The organism is Natronospira elongata (assembly GCF_034931365.1).
Taxonomy (GTDB): Bacteria; Pseudomonadota; Gammaproteobacteria; order Natronospirales; family Natronospiraceae; genus Natronospira; species Natronospira elongata.
Genome location: NZ_JAYGII010000002.1, coordinates 56,271 through 74,184 on the forward strand (window position 1 = coordinate 56,271; position 17,914 = coordinate 74,184).

Here is a 17,914-nt window from a genome sequence, read left to right on the forward strand (position 1 = left end):
GAAAAAGCCCTGCCAACTGGCAGGGCTTTCTTTTGTGGCTGGGTCTTCTCGCCCCTAACCCCTCACTCCTGACCCCTTACCCCATCAGGCCGCTTTCTTCCGGCCGACGTCGAGCATCCGCTGCAGCGAATCCCGCGCCCCGGCGATGACGGTGTCGGGAACGGTAACCTCGGGCGCCATGTTTTCCAGCGCTTCGAGGATCTTGGGCAGGGTGATGCGCTGCATATGGGGGCACAGGTTGCAGGGGCGGATGAAGTCCTTTTCCGGATGCTCGGCCGAGACGTTGTCGCTCATGGAGCACTCGGTGATCATCACCACCTGCTTCGCGGTCGTCTCCTCCAGATGCTTGATCATGTGGCCGGTGGAGCCCACATAATCGGCCGCCTTGAGTACATCCTGAGGACACTCCGGGTGGGCCAGAACATAGACGCCCGGGTGCTGGCGGCGATAGGTTTCGATCTCCTCGCCGGTGAAGCGCTCGTGAACCTCGCAGGAGCCCTCGTAGAGGATCACTTCCACATCGGTCTGGGAGGCGACCCATTGGCCCAGGTACTTGTCGGGGGCAAAGATCACCCGGTCGCTACCCAGTGATTCCACGATTTCCACGGCATTGGAGGAGGTGCAGCAGATATCCGCCTCGGCCTTGACCTCCGCCGAGGTATTCACATAGACCACCACGGGAACACCGGGATAGCGCTCCTTGAGGAGCCGTACATCCGCGCCGGTGATGCCCTCGGCCAGGGAACAGCCGGCATCCATGTCCGGGAGCAGGACCGTTTTCTCCGGCGCCAGAATCTTGGAGGTTTCGGCCATGAAGTGCACGCCGCACTGGACGATGACATCAGCATCCACTTCGGCGGCATCCCGGGCCAGACCCAGGGAATCACCGGTGATGTCGGCCACGCCGTAAAAGATGTCCGGCGTCTGGTAGTTATGGGCCAGGATCACGGCGTTGCGTTCTTTCTTCAACTCGTTGATCCGGGCGATATAGGGGGCATGGACCGCCCATTCCACTTCGGGAATGACATGGCGGACCTTCTCGTAGGCCGGCCGCAGGCTCTCGAGCAGGGCCGGTGTCACTTCTGGCAGGGGCTTTTTCGCACTCACTCGCATTGTCCCGATGGTCTGGATTTCAGCCGGGGATTTTACACCATTCCGCAGCTTTTCTGATTCTTCCTTGTTCCCGGGGCCGCTGCATTGATCCGCATCAATTTCCAGCTGGCCCAAAGGTATCAGCCTCTCCTTCTATCAGGTCGGACAGCGGAATGCCCGAATCATTCAATAGTATGGGGGCGCTTGTGCGCGCTGTGGCTAGCGGTTGTCCAGAATGCCGCTGAGCTGCTCGGCGCGAGTGCCCAGCTTTCCGGCAAGATCCTGCAATCGCTGGCTGTCATTGGCATTGGCCTGAGCAGTCCGGTCGATTTCCTGTACGGCGGTGCCCAGTTCGGTGACCGCCGTACTCTGTTCTCGCAGGGCCGTGGCAATCTCTTCCACCTGTTCGGAGACCTGTTTCACATAGCCGCTGCCTTCCTCGATATTGGCCGAGGAGCGGGCAATCAATTTTCGGATCTGGTCAGCGGACTCCGATGTGCGATCGGACAGTCGCTTGACCTCGCTGGCGACGACGGCAAATCCCCGCCCCTCATGTCCCGCCCGGGCCGCTTCCACGGCAGCGTTCAGGGCCAGGAGATTGGTCTGAAAGGCGATCTCGTTGATCATGTCGACAATGCTGGTGATTTCCTCCGCCGAGCGGCTGATTTCATCCATGGCACCGACCGCGCTCTTGCTGGATTCGCCATCACCAATAGCGGTCAGGACTGCGGCACGGCTGTGGGCCTCACCCTGTCGGGTCAGTTCCTGGATACCGCTGAGGTTGGTGTTCATCTCCTGAATGGCGGCCGCTTCCTCCTGCGCTGCGCTGCTCAGCGATTCCACCATGCCGGCCAGTTCGCCACCCTCGCGACCCAGGGCGTCTGCCGCTTCGCGCATCCCTGACAGCATGGCCCGCATCTTGGCTCGATAATCGCCGATGTAGTCGGTTACATCCTCATGCTGCCGTTCGACCGCGATGCTTTCCGAGAGATCAAGGGTGTCCAGCAGGTCAATCAGAAAGCCATCGGTCACGGCCTGCATGTCCAGGAGCAACACCCGTTCAATGGCCTCCATCGCCCTGGCGCGGAAGAGGGGGCGATACCAGAAATCCCGCCACAGCTGGCGCCGTATGAGCTCGCAATAGAGTGCGTAGGAGCCCAGGTAGAGCTTCATCGGCAGGCCGATGTCGTTGTGCAACTTGCCGACTTGCAGCCGCTTCTCGAAATAGTCAGGACCTAGCCCCCCGCGGTCGGCGTGGTCGGTGATATCCCGAAGGTATTGGCTCTGAGCCACCTCCAGGTGACTGCGCAGCTTGCCAAGCTTGATTCCGTGTTGGCGGGCGTGCGCGTCGAAGAAGCGCCGCGAGGCCGGGTGGGAGAACTGGAAGTCATAGAAGCTGCGCGCGATCGTTGGTGCCCGCCGGTCCATCCATTTCTTCAGACTGGCAAGGCGGTTGATCTCGGCGGGGCCAAGCTTGAGGAAACTCAGGCGCTCGGCGAGGTTGGTCTGGTTAATCCCGAGCTTCTCGGCTAGTGACATACAGTGACTCACCTCTCGACTAGAGCTTGGGCCGCACATTTACGGCCGTGGCTTCGGCCTCGCAATGTGGTCACTGCGGGCCTCATGCTCAGTTTAACGACCAGTCGCCGAAAAGTTTAGATAATGCTGATATGATTTAAATCAATCTCATCAATAAATAAAGTCAAAAAAGCGAGTCACGAGGGCGAGATCACCAGCACCGGGCAGTCGGCTTGCCGCACCAGGGCCTCCGAGACGCTCCCGAGGAGCAGCGACCGGAGCCGGGATTGGCCACGCCGGCCCACCACCAGCAGGCTGTCAGGGTGCGCTCGGCAGTAGGCGAGCAGGGCGTCGGCGGGTTGTCCCGTGAGCCAGACTTCTTCCACCGGCCCGGCGAAATCCGGCAGGGCCTGTCGGATCCGGGCAAACAGTTTGCGACTGCCACGTTCCGCGGCCTTGGCGATTTCTTCGTCCGAGAGATGAACCACCCCCTCGAAGCGTTCCGGCATCTGCTCAAGTTCCAGCAGCTCCTCGGGGTGGCCCTCGAAGACGTGCAGAAGGACCAGTCCCGTGCCCATCGCCTGTGCCAGGGCCGCGGCCTGGCGGGCGGCTTCCAGGGCATTCTCGGAGTGATCCAGGGCGACTAGCACGGTAGAGTGGGGAATGGGCATGGGAGCTCTCGATTGGCTGCTGTTTGTTTGATAACGATCAAATTTAACAATCCTGGCGATGATAGGCTATGTTGATGCCGTCGCCCGGTGCTGATTCCTCAAGACATCAGCCGCCGCAGGCAGTTCGCTCATTCACCCGATGCAACAGGGGTAAGAAATGGAAGCCATCAAGCATGTGGTTGCCGCCATTCGCGATGACCGCCCTGAGGGCGGCGCCATGGATCGGGCCGTGGATATCGCCCGTCGTGCCAATGCCAGGCTGAGCCTGTTCGTGTTCGCCTGGGATCGCGGGGTCAGGCGGAATATCTTCACCCGTCGGGAGACCGTGGACCGGGCCATCGCCGATCATGTGGCCGAACGTCGACAGTGGCTGAATGAGCGCGCCAAACCCCTGCGGGATGAAGGCCTGGATGTCCATACCGAGGTCATCTGGGCGGACTCCCTGTCCCGGGAAATCATCAAGATGGCGCTGACGCTGGAACCGGACCTGATCGTCAAGGATGCCGAGACCGGTCCCCGGCGGGGCTGGGCCCCGGCGGATTGGCGACTGCTGCGTCATTGCCCCTCGCCGCTGATGCTGGTTCAGCCAAGGGCCGGGACGAATGTCTCTCGGGTCCTGGCGGCGGTTGATCCCATGCACGCCTGGGGCAAACCCGAGAGCCTGGATGGCAGCATCCTGGCCGCGGCCAGCACGATTGCCGGGCTCTATCAGGCGGAAATCCATGTGGGTCATGCGGTGGAGGCCTTGCCTGCATTGCTGGAGCAACATATGGGTGAAGGGGGCAAGGGCCTGGAAGCAGCGAAACAGGACTATCGCCGCACCCAGGAAGAGGCCCTGGCCAAGGCCTGTGAAGGCAGTGGCCTGTCCCCGTCCCACATCCACCAGCGTCAGGGCAGTCCGGAGGCGGTAATCAGTGAGTTGGCGGAGGATATCAGTGCCGATTTGCTGATCCTGGGTACGGTCAACCGGCGTGGCCTCAAGCGGGCAGTCATCGGCAGCACCGCCGAGGCCATCCTGGACCGGACGGTCTGTGACGTTCTCGCCATCAAGCCCGAGGGCTTTGTCAGCGATTATGAGCGGCTCAAGGACGAGTAGGCCGGTCCTGCCTATTCGTCCTGCGGGCTACGCTCCCGGCGAATGTCCAAATCCCCCGAAGCGGCCATTGCCGTCGGGGCGGTTTGGCGAAAACGCTGCATGAAATCGACTTCCCGGGCGGCGTCCCGAGGGATGATCTGAACCCAGCGGTCGCGGCCTTCTTCCTTGGCGATGTAGTTGGCGGCGTCCGCGATTTCCAGCACCTCTTCCCAGGCCAGGGCGTCGGGTGCCTCGGGCAGTGCCGGATAGCAGGCCACGCCGATGGAACAGCTGCACTGCAGTTCCCCCTCGTCCAGCTCGAATCGGTGCTTCCGCACGGCGCGGATGATGCGGTCGGCGCAGGCGGCTGCCTGTTCACGTTCGCTGTGGCGTGCCACCACCAGGAATTCCTCCCCACCCCAGCGGATCACATAGTCGGATTCGCGCACCTGGCTGGCCAGAATCTCCGCAAAGCCTTCCAGAATGCGGTCGCCGGCGCGGTGCCCATGCTGGTCATTGATTCGCTTGAAGTGGTCAAGGTCCACCATGAGGAAGGTGATATCCCGATTGGCAAAATCGCTGCTTCGGGTGTAGGCCCGCTCCACCTGGGCGATGTCATGGGGTAGCTGCTGGTTGAGATAGCGGCGATTGCGCAGGCCGGTCAGCGGGTCGGTGACGCTGGCTTCCTGGAGCTGGGTATTGAGTTCATTCAATTGCCGAGTCCGTTTTCGCACCATGCGTTCCAGAACCATGCGCCGCTGGCGCAGCCGCCGGACACTGTAGCTCCAGGCAAGATAGGCCAGTAGCAACAGGGTGAGGCCGACCAGTAGCTGGAACCATTGGGTTTCATGAATTCGTGGGCTCAGGTAGAGCTCAAGTTCTGCCGCTTGCGTGGATTCCACTCCCCGCTCATTCCGGGCATGCAGCTCAAAGCGGTATTCCCCCGGTGGCAAGTTGGTGTAAAAGGCGGTCCGACGTTCTCCCACCTCCTGCCAGTCCTGGTCGAAACCCTGAAGGCGATAGCGGTAATTTACCCCACGTGGATGACGGAACTGCAGGCCGGAAAAGTCCACCTCCAGATCCCGCGCTTCCGGCGGCAATTTCACTGAGGCTTGCTGCTTGAAGTCCAGGGGATAGATTTGTCCGCCCGAACGCAGACTGCGCAGGCGGGGCAGGGGGGCGGGTGGCGTGGTGGAGGCTCGGCTCAGGTCGAGACTGAGGGCCCCCTCCAGACTGGGGCACCAGAACCGGTTGGAAACAGACTGGAAAAGGCCGGCCTGACCATGGCCCCCATTGCACTGAGCTGGGACGGGGTCGCCGAGACGGCCGAATAGCGTGGCTTCGAACAGTTCCCGTTCGCCCCGGTCCACCTCATCGAACTGTCTCAATGGAATGCGCTGGATGCCTTCATGGGTCGTTGTCCAGACATGGCCGTCGCCGTCCAGGGCCATGAAGGAACTGACCGTCGCCCGCAGACCCCGACCATCGGGGTAGAGGCGGTAGTCATCGTCGGGGAAGCGGGCGAGGGCGCCCTGGAGCATGGCCCAGACGGTGCCATCAAGCTCGAACAGGGCTGAGGCGCTGAATTCATGAAGGCTGGATTCCGGTGCCACCGGCTCCACGCCTTCGGCATCTCCCCGGAAGACGCCGGTATCCGTGGCCACCCAGATTCGTCCCTGGCTGTCTTCGAGGACATCGCGGGTACGTTGCTGGCTGAGGCCACGGCTTTCATCGATGCGTTGCAGTTCGCCCTCCCGCCACCAATAGAGACCTTCACGCGTCGCCAGCCAGATCCTGCCGTCGCGGTCTTCGGTGATTCCGAAGATGCCGCCGGTGGGCAGTTCCTCCGGGACCGGCAGTGGCTCCAGACCGGGCCAGTCATACCAGGCCACCCCACCACGGGTCGCAATCCAGAAGCGGTCCTGGCTGTCCAGCAGGAAGCCCATGGTCATGGCATGAGGCAGTTCCTCGGGGCTGGCAAACTGCTCGAAGCGATCTTCCCGCATGCGGTAGGCACCATACTCATTGGTGCCGGCCCAGACATGACCCTCCGGGTCCTCGAACATTGCCCAGATAATGTCGTCAATCAGGCCGTCCCGCTCGCCAAAGCGCTGAAAGGGGCCGGCTGTCAGCCTGACCAGTCCCCGGGCCTGAGTGCCGATCCAGAGGTTGCCTTCATGGTCCTGGGTCAGGTCCCTTAGCCATTCAGCCTCGCTGATGGATGTTGTGACGATTGGCTGGGGCTGTTCCGCGTCAGGCGCGTACCGGTAGAGGCCCGAGACGCTGGCTGCCCACAGGCTGCCAGCCTGATCCACCAGCAGCCGCTCAACCTCGCGCGCCAGCAGTAGTTCGCCCGGCCACCGTTCGGGCTCCGCCAACGGCAATGCCCACAGGCCATCCGAGCTTCCCAGCAGCAATTTGTCCCCGCGGATGGCCATGTCCCGCAGCTCGAGTTCGCTGTGTTCGGAGGGAAAGTGCTCCAGCTCACCATCCGCCAATCGCCACAGATGACCCCGGCCACCGATGTAAAGGCGCGCGTCGTCATCCCGCAGCAGGCTGAACAGGGAAGAATCGATATCCGGGTGCTGCACAAGGCGGTCCGGGGTGGCGCGATAAAGACCGTTATCTGCGGCCAGCCACACGCCTTGGTCATTGGCCTCGACGATGTCCCGGACCGGTCCGGTCCTCTGCTCGGCGTCGAGGTTATGGAATTCGCCATCGACGAAGATGCTCAGGCCACGCTCGGTGCCGATCCACAAGCGACCGCTGTCGTCTTCAAGCAGGGCATTGATGTAGCCATGCCGGAGACCGGGGTGGTCCTCGGTCATGAAGTTCTCGAACTCGACGCCGTCGAAACGGCTCAGGCCATTCTGGGTGCCGATCCACATGGCACCGCTCCGGGATTGAATGACGGTTTGGCCGGTGGTCTGTGGCATGCCATCGGCAACAGCCCAGCGTTGTTGCTCCAGATGGTGGGCCGGGATGTCCAGGGGTAGGGCCTTAGCCAGTGGGGTAATCAATGGGCACAGCAAGAAACAGCTGAGCAGGACCGGCGCGATGGGATGGCGGGCTCGGGCACGATTGACGGACACTGGCTGGACCCCCTGGTAGATATCATTGGCTGAAAGGGGCGGTCCATCGCGTCATCAGGCAGTTCATTGCCCTTCCCGACAAGAATATCAGGGTTTTACGGTTCACTGTATCCGCCATGTTAAAATCTGCCGCCCTCTCTTAGTCGGACGGAGACCATGTCTGAGAGTATCTACCGTGTTGTATTCAACAATCAGGACAAGGTTTACGAATTGTATGCCCGCTACGTGAATCAGGGCGCGATCTTTGGTTTCGTGGAGATTGGCGGCTTTCTGTTCGGTGAGCGCAGTTCCGTGGTGGTGGATCCCAGCGAGGAAAAGCTCAGGGATGAATTCGAGGGCGTTGAAGCCACCCAGATTCCTCTCCATGCCGTGATTCGAATAGACAAGGTGGCCCGCCGGGGTAGTGCCCGTATTACCGATCGGGAAGGTGGCAATGTGACCCCCTTCCCGGTTTATGGGCCGGGTCCGGGCGGCAAGTGAGCACCTTTCGCTTCGCCTTCCTGGGCAGCGGCAGCCGCGGAAACGCCCTGCTGGTGGAGGCGGCTGGTCGGCGGGTGCTGGTGGATTGCGGCTTTTCCGCCAGGGAGACCGCGCGTCGCATGGCCGGTCTCAATCTGGAACCGGGGCAGCTGGATGCCATCCTGGTCACCCATGAGCATGCCGATCACGCCAGTGGCGTGGTGCGTTTGGCCAGGCGTCATGGCCTGCCCGTCTTTACCACCCACGGAACCCGTGCAGCCGTCGGCGATGGCGATGATCTTGACTGGCGTCTGATCTCCTCTCATGAGGATTTTTTCCTGGGGAAGCTGGCAGTGACGCCAGTGGCCGTCCCGCACGACGCCCGCGAGCCGGTGCAGTTCATTCTTGGCGACGGTCAGCACCGACTGGGTCTGTTGACCGACCTGGGCCATGTCACTCCCCATGTTGTTCGCTGCTACAGCGGCTGTCAGGCCCTGGTGCTGGAAGCCAACCACGATCGGGCCATGCTCGCATCCGGTCCCTATCCACCTGCCCTGAAGCGTCGGGTGGGAGGCGATTTCGGCCACCTCAACAACGAGCAGTCGGCTGCTTTTCTGGATGCATCGGACATGCAGTCTCTGGAGCGCCTGATTGCGGCTCATATCAGTGAGAAGAACAACGATGCCGACCTGGCCCGGGATACCCTGGCCGATGGGATCGGCTGGTCTTCCAGCCGCGTGGAAGTCGCAGTACAGGACAGCGCCTCGGACTGGTATGAGCTGTGATACTGCGCCCTCTGGGCGCGGACAGCGGCACTGGTTTGAAAAACGGGTCTCCGGTAAAATTGCCGCCTTTCTTCGCCTCCTTTTCCCAGTAATCCAGAGAACCCGACATGCAGCACTTTCCCGGCGGCAAGGCCCTGTCCGATTTCCGTCTTGAGAAGCTCGCCATCCGACTTCGAGAAATCGCTCCCGAACTGACCGACCTGACTGCCGAATGGCTGTACCTGGCGGATGTGGAGGCCGAACTGGCCGAGGATGAGCGGGCCCTTCTCGGTCGGCTGTTGGATGACGGTTCCCTGCCGGCAGACGGTCGCCGGGAGCAGGCGGCGGATGTCTGGGTGGTGCCCCGCATCGGCACGCTTTCGCCCTGGTCCTCCAAGGCCACCGATATTCTTCACCACTGCGGGCTGCGCCATGTCCGGCGTATTGAGCGCGGGATCCGCTATCGCCTGTTCATGAATGACCGCCCTGACGCCGGGACCTGGAAAAAATTGGCGGCAGCGCTGCATGACCGGATGACGGAATCCGCCCTGGCCACACTGGCCGATGCCGAAGCCCTGTTCCGGCAGGCTGAGCCGGCGCCGGTGGCAAGCGTGCCGCTGCTGGCGGAGGGACGGGAGGCCCTTGTCACAGCCAACCAGCAACTGGGGCTGGCCCTGTCGGACGATGAGATCGACTACCTGGCGGAGAACTTCCAGTGCCTGGGCCGGAATCCGGCCGACGTGGAGCTGATGATGTTTGCCCAGGCCAATTCCGAGCACTGTCGCCACAAGATCTTCAATGCCGACTGGACAATCGATGGCGAGGCCCAGGCTCAAAGCCTGTTCGATATGATCCGCGACAGCTACCGGGCGAATAGCGACGGCGTGCTTTCCGCCTACCGCGACAATGCCGCGGCAGTGGAGGGCAGTGTGAGCGGGCGTTACTTCCCCGATCCCGAGGGCGTCTATCGGTTGCACGAAGAGCCCATTCACCTGATCATGAAGGTGGAGACCCACAATCATCCCACTGCCATCTCCCCCTATCCCGGTGCCGCTACCGGTTCCGGCGGCGAGATCCGTGATGAAGGGGCCACCGGTATCGGCGCCAAGCCCAAGGCGGGCTTGACCGGTTTTTCCGTTTCCGCACTCAGGATTCCTGATGCGATTCAGAACTGGGAGCCCGATAACGGCCGTCCCAACCGCATGGCTTCCGCCCTGGAAATCATGCTGGATGGGCCCATCGGCGCGGCGTCGTTCAACAATGAATTCGGTCGTCCCAATCTGGCCGGCTACTTTCGCAGTTTCGAGCAGCAGGCCGAGCAGGGCGATGTGCCGACCCGCGGCTATCACAAGCCCATCATGATTGCCGGTGGCATGGGCAATATCCGTGAGGGTCACGTCGAGAAGCGTGAAGTCCCTGCCGGCGCAAGAGTCATCGTGCTGGGCGGGCCGGCCATGTTGATTGGCCTGGGTGGCGGGGCCGCCTCCTCGGTCACCAGCGGCGCCAGTGAAGCCGAGCTGGATTTTGCCTCCGTGCAACGGGACAACCCGGAAATTCAGCGTCGCTGCCAGGAAGTGATCGACCGTTGCTGGGCCCTGGGTGAGGGCAACCCGATTCTTTCCATCCACGATGTGGGGGCGGGTGGCCTGTCCAATGCCATTCCCGAAATTCTTGACGATGCCGGGCGGGGCGGGCGCATCGACTTGCGCCGTATCCCCAGTGTGGAGCCGGGAATGTCGCCCATGGGGATCTGGTGCAACGAGGCCCAGGAACGCTATGTCCTGGCGGTGAGCGAGGCGGACCTGGCTCGCTTCGAGGCAATCTGCCGTCGGGAGCGCTGCCCCTATGCCGATGTGGGCGAAGCCACCGCTGACCCCCAGTTGACCGTGGTGGACAGCCACTTCGGCAATCAGCCGGTGGACATGCCCATGGAAGTCTTGTTGGGCAAACCGCCCAAGATGTCCCGTGATACCCGCCGCGCCCAGCCCAGTCCGCTGGGCTTTGAAACCGAGGGGCTGGATCTGACCCGGGCGGTGGAGGCGGTGCTGGCTCACCCCACCGTTGCCGACAAGCGCTTCCTCATCACCATCGGTGACCGCACCGTGGGTGGGCTTAGCGTGCGCGACCAGATGGTAGGGCCATGGCAGGTCCCGGTGGCCGATGCCGCCGTGACCCTGGCTGGCTACAGCGGCTGTCACGGCGAGGCCATGGCCATGGGTGAACGCACTCCCCTGGCGGTGATCGATGGCCCGGCTTCGGGGCGGATGGCAGTGGCGGAAGCCATTACCAATATTGCCTGCGCGCCCATCGAGGATCTTCGCAAGGTCCGGCTGTCGGCAAACTGGATGGCAGCGGCCAATCACGACAACGAGGATGCGGTGCTGTTTGATACCGTGCGTGCGGTTGGCCATGAACTTTGCAGCGAGCTGGGTCTGACCATTCCGGTGGGCAAGGACTCCCTGTCCATGAAGACCCAATGGGACGAAAAGGACAGTGCCGGCACGGTGGTATCGCCGGTATCGCTGATTGTCTCTGCCTTTGCCCCGGTGACCGATGTGCGTCGGGCGGTCACGCCCCAGTTGCTGCCGCGGACTGACAGTGAGCTGCTGTTGGTGGATCTGGGTCGTGGACGCAATCGCCTGGGTGGTTCCATCCTTGCCCAGGTGGAAGGGGGATTCGGTGATCAGGCCCCCGACCTGGATGAGCCCCGCCTGCTGTCCGGCTTCTTCGCGGCCATCCAGCGCTTGCTGGCCGATGGCCGAGTGCTTGCCTACCACGATCGTTCCGACGGCGGCCTGCTGACCACGCTGGCGGAGATGGCCTTTGCCGGGCGCTGCGGCATGGCCGTGAGCCTCGACGGCCTCGGTGACGATGCCATCGCCGCTCTGTTCTGCGAGGAACTGGGTGCGGTGCTTCAGGTGGCTGATGCCGACCGTCCCGCCGTATTGCAGGCCTTTGCCGAAGCCGGTATCGAAGAATGTCTGCATTGGCTTGGACGTCCGCGTGAGGATGATCGTATTGAAATCAGCCATGCGGCAAAGCCAATGCTGTCCGAGTCTCTGTTCGCGTGGTTGGCACCGTGGAGCCGGGTCAGCCACCGCATGCAGCGGCTTCGGGACAACCCGGCCTGTGCGGATGAAGCCCTGGAAGCGATCATGGACCGGGAAGACCCGGGGCTAAGCCCCGTATTGAGTTTTGACCCGGCCGAGGATGTGGCTGCCCCCTTCATCGGAACCGGGGCGGCACCGCGTGTGGCCATTCTCCGCGAGCAGGGGGTCAATGGTCATGTGGAAATGGCGATGAGTTTCCATCGCGCCGGCTTTGAAGCCGTGGATGTCCACATGGAGGATCTGCTCAGCGGTGACCGGGATCTGTCTGCCATGCAGGGGCTGGTGGCCTGTGGCGGCTTTTCCTATGGCGACGTGCTGGGCGCCGGCCAGGGCTGGGCCAAATCCATCCTCTACAACGACGGCTTGCGCGAGACCTTTGCCCGTTTCCTGGATGACCGCAACCGCTTTGCCCTGGGAGTCTGCAACGGCTGTCAGATGCTGGCTGCCTTGCGTGAATTGATCCCGGGGGCGGAGGCCTGGCCCCGCTTCCTGCGTAACCGCTCCGAGCAATTCGAGGCCCGCTACAGCCTGGTGGAAGTGATAGACAGCCCATCCCTGTTCCTTCAGGGGATGGCCGGCTCACGCCTGCCCATCGCAATTGCTCATGGCGAGGGCCGAGCGGCCTTTGCCAGTCCGGCAGATCATCGTGCAGTGGAAGGCGAAGGCCTGGTGGCTATGCGATATGTGGATAACCGGGGTCAGGTGGCGGAACAGTATCCCGCCAATCCCAACGGTTCCCCGGCGGGCATCACCGGCCTCACCACCGCGGATGGGCGGGTGACCATCATGATGCCCCACCCCGAGCGCATTACCCGGACGGTGAATCACTCCTGGGCGCCGGCTGACTGGACAATGGACGAAGGCCCCTGGCTGCGCATGTTCCGCAATGCGCGGCAGTGGCTGGGTTGAGGGGGTTGTCAGCTCACGGCTTGGCGGGGAATCGGAGCCCTCGCCGCCGTGAGCCCCTAGCAGATCGGCAGCCGTGACCCGGTGCGCTGCTTGCAGTCGTGGGGAGAGTCAAAGTCGAAACCGGTTCGAACCCGATACTCGATTCTTTCACCGCCGCGCTTGAAGGGTTGGAAGCGCCATTCCTCCAGGGCGCGAATGGTTTGTGACCCAAAGCCAAAGCCATGGGGCTCTTCCTGGAGAATCTCGATGTCGCGGACGGAGCCGTTTCGATCAACGGTGAACTCCACTTCCACGGACCCCTCCAGGTTTCGCATTCTCGCCTGACGCGGGTAATAGGGTTCCACTTTCTCTACAACTTGCCCGCCATTGATGGTCGGGGGCAGGTCCTGGCGCCGATCATGGGGAGGGGGTTGCTCAATGGGCTCTTGTGTGCGCGCCTGAGCCAGTGTTAGTTCCGCATTTTGATGGGCACTGCGGGTGGCGGCCAGATCGAGCTCTCGATCCACCAATGCACGACGATTTCCGTCTTCCCGGGATGGGGGCTCCGCATCCGGGGCCGCTTGGGCGGAGGCAACGCCCGTCTCCGGCTCTGATGGCAGGGAGGCCGTCGTTTCGTCCTCTTCAGTCATCGCCTCGGCAAGCTCAGTGGCGGAATCGTTTGCCATTGGCTCAGGCTCCGGCGTTTCGTTGACTGTCGGCGCACTTGCCGAATCATCAGGCGATTCGGGCGCCGCTTCCAGCCCTTCCAGATCGTCCAGGTCATCCAGACTCTGCCAGCCGGCGGCCGATTCCCGGTGAAGGCTCGCCAGTCGAGGCAGGTGAGACGGTGTCTGCGCTGATTCCTGGATGCTGATTTCTTCAGGCACCGGCGTGTCCGGGCCATCCTCTTCCAGCGTGATCAGTGGTTCGGAAACCTCGAGCAGCTCCTCGGCGGGTTCGGGGGACAGCTGATTGACGGTGAAACCCACCGCTGCGAGTGTCATGCTGAGCAGGGCCGTTCCCAGTCCGACCATGCCTTGCTCTGCGCCCGGCTTTCTTTCCGCCAGGCGCCGCACCCGACCAACGATGTCGGCATCCTTCATTGATAGTGCAAGGCCCGGCCGACCCATTCTTTGCTTCTCCAGAGACAGCAGGGTTTCGGCGTAGGTCGCCCTGTCCCCGGTCAGGGAAACAGCCAGGTCATCGCAGGCCAGTTCCCGCTCCACCCGCAGGTGATGGGACAGCCAGCGAACGGCGGGATGGTAGAAATACAGGGTCTCGACCACGAGCTGGTAAAGGTTGACCAGGTGGTCATGGCGTTTCAGATGGGCCAGCTCGTGCGCCAGGACCATGCGCATCTGCTCGGGGCTCAGCCCGGTGAGCAGTGACGGGGGGATCAGAATAATCGGTCGGAAGACGCCAATCAGAAGCGGGCTGACAACCTGCCGGCAGATGGCAAGGCCAACTGACTGGCCGGTACGAAACTGTTGGCATAGCGATTCCAGGGTCTCTTGCATGCCAGGGGGCAAGTCATGGCATGCCTGTCGCCGTAGGTCGTTCAGGTTCAGCCAGCCGAGGAGAATGCGAAAGGCCGACCAGACCACGCCGGCCACCCAGGCGAGGACCAGCCAGGGGAGAATGTGCGTGAGCAGGTGGTGGGGCTCTCCCTGAGCCACCGCCCCGGCGGAAATGGCAGTCGCGGTCTCGGTGGCGGCGGTGACGTCGCCCGGGGCACCGTGGTTGGCGTTAAACCAAAGCCAGAAAAAAGTGGCAACCGGTAGTAATGTGGCCGTCGCCAGGGCCGAAAGTGCCCAGAAATAGCGACCGTTGGGCCCCTGTTGGCGCATCACCAGCCGCCCGAGCCAGAAGACCAGGGCAACGGCGGCGCCCTGCCACAGGGAGTGGAGCAGGGTCATTCCCAGAATGTGAATCAGACTGTTCTCCGGCATGCCGATCTGCCTTTTCCTTCAGTCACCCTCACATGGGACACCAGAACGCCTTTTGGCAGTTCCGGCGTGCATCCGTTCACTGAAATTGACCAGCGGTGCTGGCTCAACGGCGCTGGCGCAGCTCCCTGACCATGTTCTCGATCTCTTCCAGCTCTTCCTCGCTGGCGGGGCGCGACATGCCCAGGGCCTGCAAGACCATGCGCGAAGCGGAACCCTGATAGACCCGGGTCATGAAGTCGTCCAGCATGTCCTGCTGGGTCTCATCGCGACCCGTGACCGCCTCGTAGAGGTGGGCGCGACTGGAGGTTTCCCGTGTGACCAGACCCTTGTCGTTCATGATCTGCATCTGTTTCAGGATTGTGGTGTAGCTCAGCCCGCTACTGGCGCCAATCGCTTCGTAGACCGCCCGCACCGTGGAGGGGCCGTGGTCCCAGAGATATTGCAGGATTTTCAGTTCCGACCGGGTCGGTGGCTTGGATACATGCATGGCATTAGCCCTCCCAATGCTAGCCCTTTCGGGTAATTCCCCCCGGTTTCAACAAGCCCAAATTGCGCAGACGCAACTTGTACGCATCCTATCGTACCACTACCTTACGCCGACGGGAAAAGCTTTTTTCCAAAAACTTTGACGGGGCTTGCCCGGCTGCTTCGGGGTGATGGGCGCGGCTGGTAAAATAGTCGGCTGGAGAGCTTGTTGCTGCAATGCAACGGCGAAATTTCAATCGACATTCGGGGAGATGGCTGGTGAGTGAACGGTTTCGAGATGTGGAATTGCATGCCCCAACGGGTGACCAGCGCCACTGCCGGGGGTGGGTCCAGGAGGCCGCCTTGCGCATGCTGCACAACAACCTGGATCCGGCGGTGGCCGAGAATCCCAGGGAACTGGTGGTCTATGGCGGCATCGGTCGGGCGGCCCGGAACTGGGAATGCTTCGATGCCATCGTCGAAACCCTCAAGCGCCTGGGTGATGACGAGACCCTGCTGATCCAGTCCGGCAAGCCCGTTGGGGTCTTTCAGACCCATGAGGGGGCTCCCCGGGTGCTGTTGGCCAACTCCAATCTCGTTCCCGAATGGGCCAACTGGGATCATTTCCACGAGCTCGATCGCAAGGGTCTGATGATGTACGGGCAGATGACGGCCGGCTCCTGGATCTACATTGGCTCCCAGGGCATTGTTCAGGGAACCTTCGAGACCTTTGCCGAGGCCGTCCGCCAGCATTTCGACGGCAAGCCCCGCGGGCGCTGGCTGCTCACCGGCGGCCTCGGCGGCATGGGGGGCGCCCAGCCCCTGGCCGCCTCGATTGCCGGCCTGGCCTCCATTTCCGTGGAAGTGGACCCCAGCCGAATCGACAAGCGCTTGGAAACCGGCTACCTGGACTGCCGGGCCGACAGCCTGGAAGAAGCCTTCAAACTGCTGGACCAGGCGCTGGAGAAGGGCGAGGCCACTTCCATCGGCTTGCTCGGCAATGCCGCGGAGGTGTTTCCCGAGATCCTCAAGGGCGACCGCCATCCCGATCTGGTCACCGATCAGACCTCCGCCCACGACCCCTTGAACGGTTACATCCCCGAGGGTTACAGCCTGGAAGATGCCGCGGCGCTGCGTCAGCGGGATGCCAAGGCCTATGTGGAAAAATCCAAGGCCTCCATGGCCAATCAGGTCCGGGCCATGCTCGGCTTCCATGAGCGGGGTATCCCCACCTTTGACTACGGCAACAACATCCGTGCCATGGCCCAGGATGCGGGGGTTGAAAACGCCTTTGATTTCAAAGGGTTCGTTCCACTCTACATCCGTCCTCGCTTCTGTGAAGGGGTTGGCCCCTTCCGCTGGGTGGCCCTTTCCGGTGATCCGGAAGACATTCGCAAGACCGATGAGAAGGTCAAGGAATTGTTGCCGGAGAACACGGCACTGATGCGCTGGATGGATGCTGCCGCCGAGCGTATCCAGTTCCAGGGCCTGCCGTCCCGGATTTGCTGGGTGGGCTATCGGGAACGTGACCAGTTGGGGTTGGCCTTCAATGAAATGGTACGCAAGGGCGAACTGAAGGCACCCATCGTGATCGGCCGTGACCATCTGGATTCGGGGTCGGTGGCCTCGCCCAACCGGGAGACCGAAGGCATGGCCGATGGCAGCGATGCGGTCGCCGATTGGCCATTGCTCAACGCCATGCTGAACACCGCCAGTGGTGCCTCCTGGGTCAGTCTTCACCATGGTGGTGGTGTGGGCATGGGCTACTCCATTCATTCCGGCGTGGTGATCGTTGCCGATGGCAGTGAGCGGGCCCACCAGGCTTTGTCCCGGGTGTTGGTGAATGACCCGGGCACGGGCGTCATGCGGCATGCGGATGCCGGTTATGATCATGCCCGGCGGGTTGCCCGTGAACGTGGCGTGGATCTGCCGATGCTGAATCGGGAGTGAGGATATCGTGAAACGTTGGCTGCCCCTGTTGATAGCCGGCCTGATGCTGACAGGCTGCGCCAACTGGCCGGAGGAGGAGGGTGCCTCCGCCGGCAATGGGGGCGGCTGGTTGAATTGGTCCGGCCCGGTGGTGGATAGCCGGGATGTGGCCCGGAGCAGCCTTCTGAGCTGGCCGTCCGGTCCGGAAGGGGACGAAGTCGACGCTGATTTCACGCCCCGGGTCGGGCAGTCGGCGGTTGTGGATGCCGCATTGGCGGTAAAGGGGCGACCCTATCGGCTGGGGGCCAACGGGCCGGGTGCCTTTGATTGCAGCGGTCTGATCCAGTTCGCGCACCGGGAGGTGGGCATCGATGTGCCCCGCACCACCAGCCGCCAGTTCCGCGAGGCCCGGCCCGTGCAGCGGGATGATATGGGGCCGGGAGATGTGATCTTCTTCGCCGTGGACGGGATCAGCATCAGCCATGTGGGCCTTTATGCGGGCGATGGTCGCTTTCTCCACGCTCCCTCACCGGGCAGCACCGTGTCCTGGGCCAGCCTCGACAATGGCTACTGGGCCTCACGCTTTGCCGGGGTCGGGCGGTTTCGCTAGCGACCACAGGTTCCTTACAGGTAGGGCCCTTCGATATCGGTGACGGGGTGCGTCCCGGCCACGGGCCTTGGTGCCATCCGGAGGCTCTTAATCGCGGCTAAAGCCGCTCCCACGGGTGGCTTCGGCGCGCTAATGGCACCGTGGGAGCGAATTTATTCGCGATTAAAAGCCTCCGGGTAGCACCACGACATAGGCCTGAACCAATCCTCCGTTAGCACGGCCCAGGTGACCCCCACCAAGGCTCACCCTTGGCGGGGGTCACCTGGGCCGTGCACGCTGATGGCGAATTTGA

The 17,914-nt window shown here is 62.6% G+C and carries 12 protein-coding genes; 6 read left to right on the top strand and 6 right to left on the bottom strand.

Features of this window, described 5'->3' with window-relative positions:
• Positions 1 to 84: 84 nt before the first annotated feature.
• The 3 genes from nadA to VCB98_RS01375 form a co-directional block, all read right to left on the bottom strand.
• Positions 85 to 1,113, bottom strand: a complete 1,029-nt coding sequence (nadA, locus tag VCB98_RS01365; protein WP_445353987.1) for a quinolinate synthase NadA — start codon at positions 1,111 to 1,113, stop codon at positions 85 to 87.
• Between the two features lie 198 nt (positions 1,114 to 1,311).
• Positions 1,312 to 2,631: a methyl-accepting chemotaxis protein gene (locus VCB98_RS01370; RefSeq protein WP_346049699.1), complete on the bottom strand. Its 1,320-nt coding sequence runs from the start codon at positions 2,629 to 2,631 to the stop codon at positions 1,312 to 1,314.
• Between the two features lie 176 nt (positions 2,632 to 2,807).
• On the bottom strand, positions 2,808 to 3,281 hold the full coding sequence (locus VCB98_RS01375; RefSeq protein WP_346049701.1) for a universal stress protein: 474 nt from the start codon (positions 3,279 to 3,281) through the stop codon (positions 2,808 to 2,810).
• A 157-nt stretch (positions 3,282 to 3,438) separates the two neighbouring features.
• Between VCB98_RS01375 and VCB98_RS01380 the strand changes: the two genes are divergently transcribed.
• Positions 3,439 to 4,377 carry a universal stress protein gene (locus VCB98_RS01380; RefSeq protein ID WP_346049703.1) on the top strand — a complete coding sequence of 313 codons (939 nt, stop codon included), beginning with the start codon at positions 3,439 to 3,441 and terminating at the stop codon, positions 4,375 to 4,377.
• A gap of 11 nt (positions 4,378 to 4,388) precedes the next feature.
• On the opposite strand, the gene VCB98_RS01385 is transcribed toward VCB98_RS01380, so the two are convergent.
• Positions 4,389 to 7,448: a diguanylate cyclase gene (locus VCB98_RS01385; protein WP_346049705.1), complete on the bottom strand. Its 3,060-nt coding sequence runs from the start codon at positions 7,446 to 7,448 to the stop codon at positions 4,389 to 4,391.
• Between the two features lie 156 nt (positions 7,449 to 7,604).
• On the opposite strand from VCB98_RS01385, the gene VCB98_RS01390 reads away from it, so the two are divergent.
• The 3 genes from VCB98_RS01390 to purL all read left to right on the top strand — a co-directional run bounded on the left by VCB98_RS01390 (position 7,605) and on the right by purL (position 12,690).
• On the top strand, positions 7,605 to 7,928 hold the full coding sequence (locus tag VCB98_RS01390) for a DUF1820 family protein (protein WP_346049707.1): 324 nt from the start codon (positions 7,605 to 7,607) through the stop codon (positions 7,926 to 7,928).
• Positions 7,925 to 8,692, top strand: a complete 768-nt coding sequence (locus tag VCB98_RS01395) for an MBL fold metallo-hydrolase (protein ID WP_346049709.1) — start codon at positions 7,925 to 7,927, stop codon at positions 8,690 to 8,692. Before VCB98_RS01390 ends, VCB98_RS01395 begins: the two co-directional genes overlap by 4 nt.
• 107 nt (positions 8,693 to 8,799) lie before the next feature.
• The gene (purL, locus tag VCB98_RS01400; protein WP_346049711.1) at positions 8,800 to 12,690 is read left to right on the top strand and encodes a phosphoribosylformylglycinamidine synthase; all 3,891 of its coding nucleotides are present in this window, start codon (positions 8,800 to 8,802) and stop codon (positions 12,688 to 12,690) included.
• A 56-nt stretch (positions 12,691 to 12,746) separates the two neighbouring features.
• Here purL and VCB98_RS01405 read toward each other — a convergent pair whose 3' ends face one another.
• Positions 12,747 to 14,618, bottom strand: a complete 1,872-nt coding sequence (locus tag VCB98_RS01405) for a TonB family protein (protein ID WP_346049713.1) — start codon at positions 14,616 to 14,618, stop codon at positions 12,747 to 12,749.
• A gap of 103 nt (positions 14,619 to 14,721) precedes the next feature.
• On the bottom strand, positions 14,722 to 15,105 hold the full coding sequence (locus tag VCB98_RS01410; RefSeq protein ID WP_346049715.1) for a BlaI/MecI/CopY family transcriptional regulator: 384 nt from the start codon (positions 15,103 to 15,105) through the stop codon (positions 14,722 to 14,724).
• Between the two features lie 257 nt (positions 15,106 to 15,362).
• On the opposite strand from VCB98_RS01410, the gene hutU reads away from it, so the two are divergent.
• Positions 15,363 to 17,033, top strand: coding sequence for a urocanate hydratase (hutU, locus tag VCB98_RS01415; RefSeq protein ID WP_346049717.1), 1,671 nt, complete (start codon positions 15,363 to 15,365; stop codon positions 17,031 to 17,033).
• Between the two features lie 7 nt (positions 17,034 to 17,040).
• Positions 17,041 to 17,622 carry a C40 family peptidase gene (locus VCB98_RS01420; protein WP_346049719.1) on the top strand — a complete coding sequence of 194 codons (582 nt, stop codon included), beginning with the start codon at positions 17,041 to 17,043 and terminating at the stop codon, positions 17,620 to 17,622.
• Positions 17,623 to 17,914: the final 292 nt, after the last annotated feature.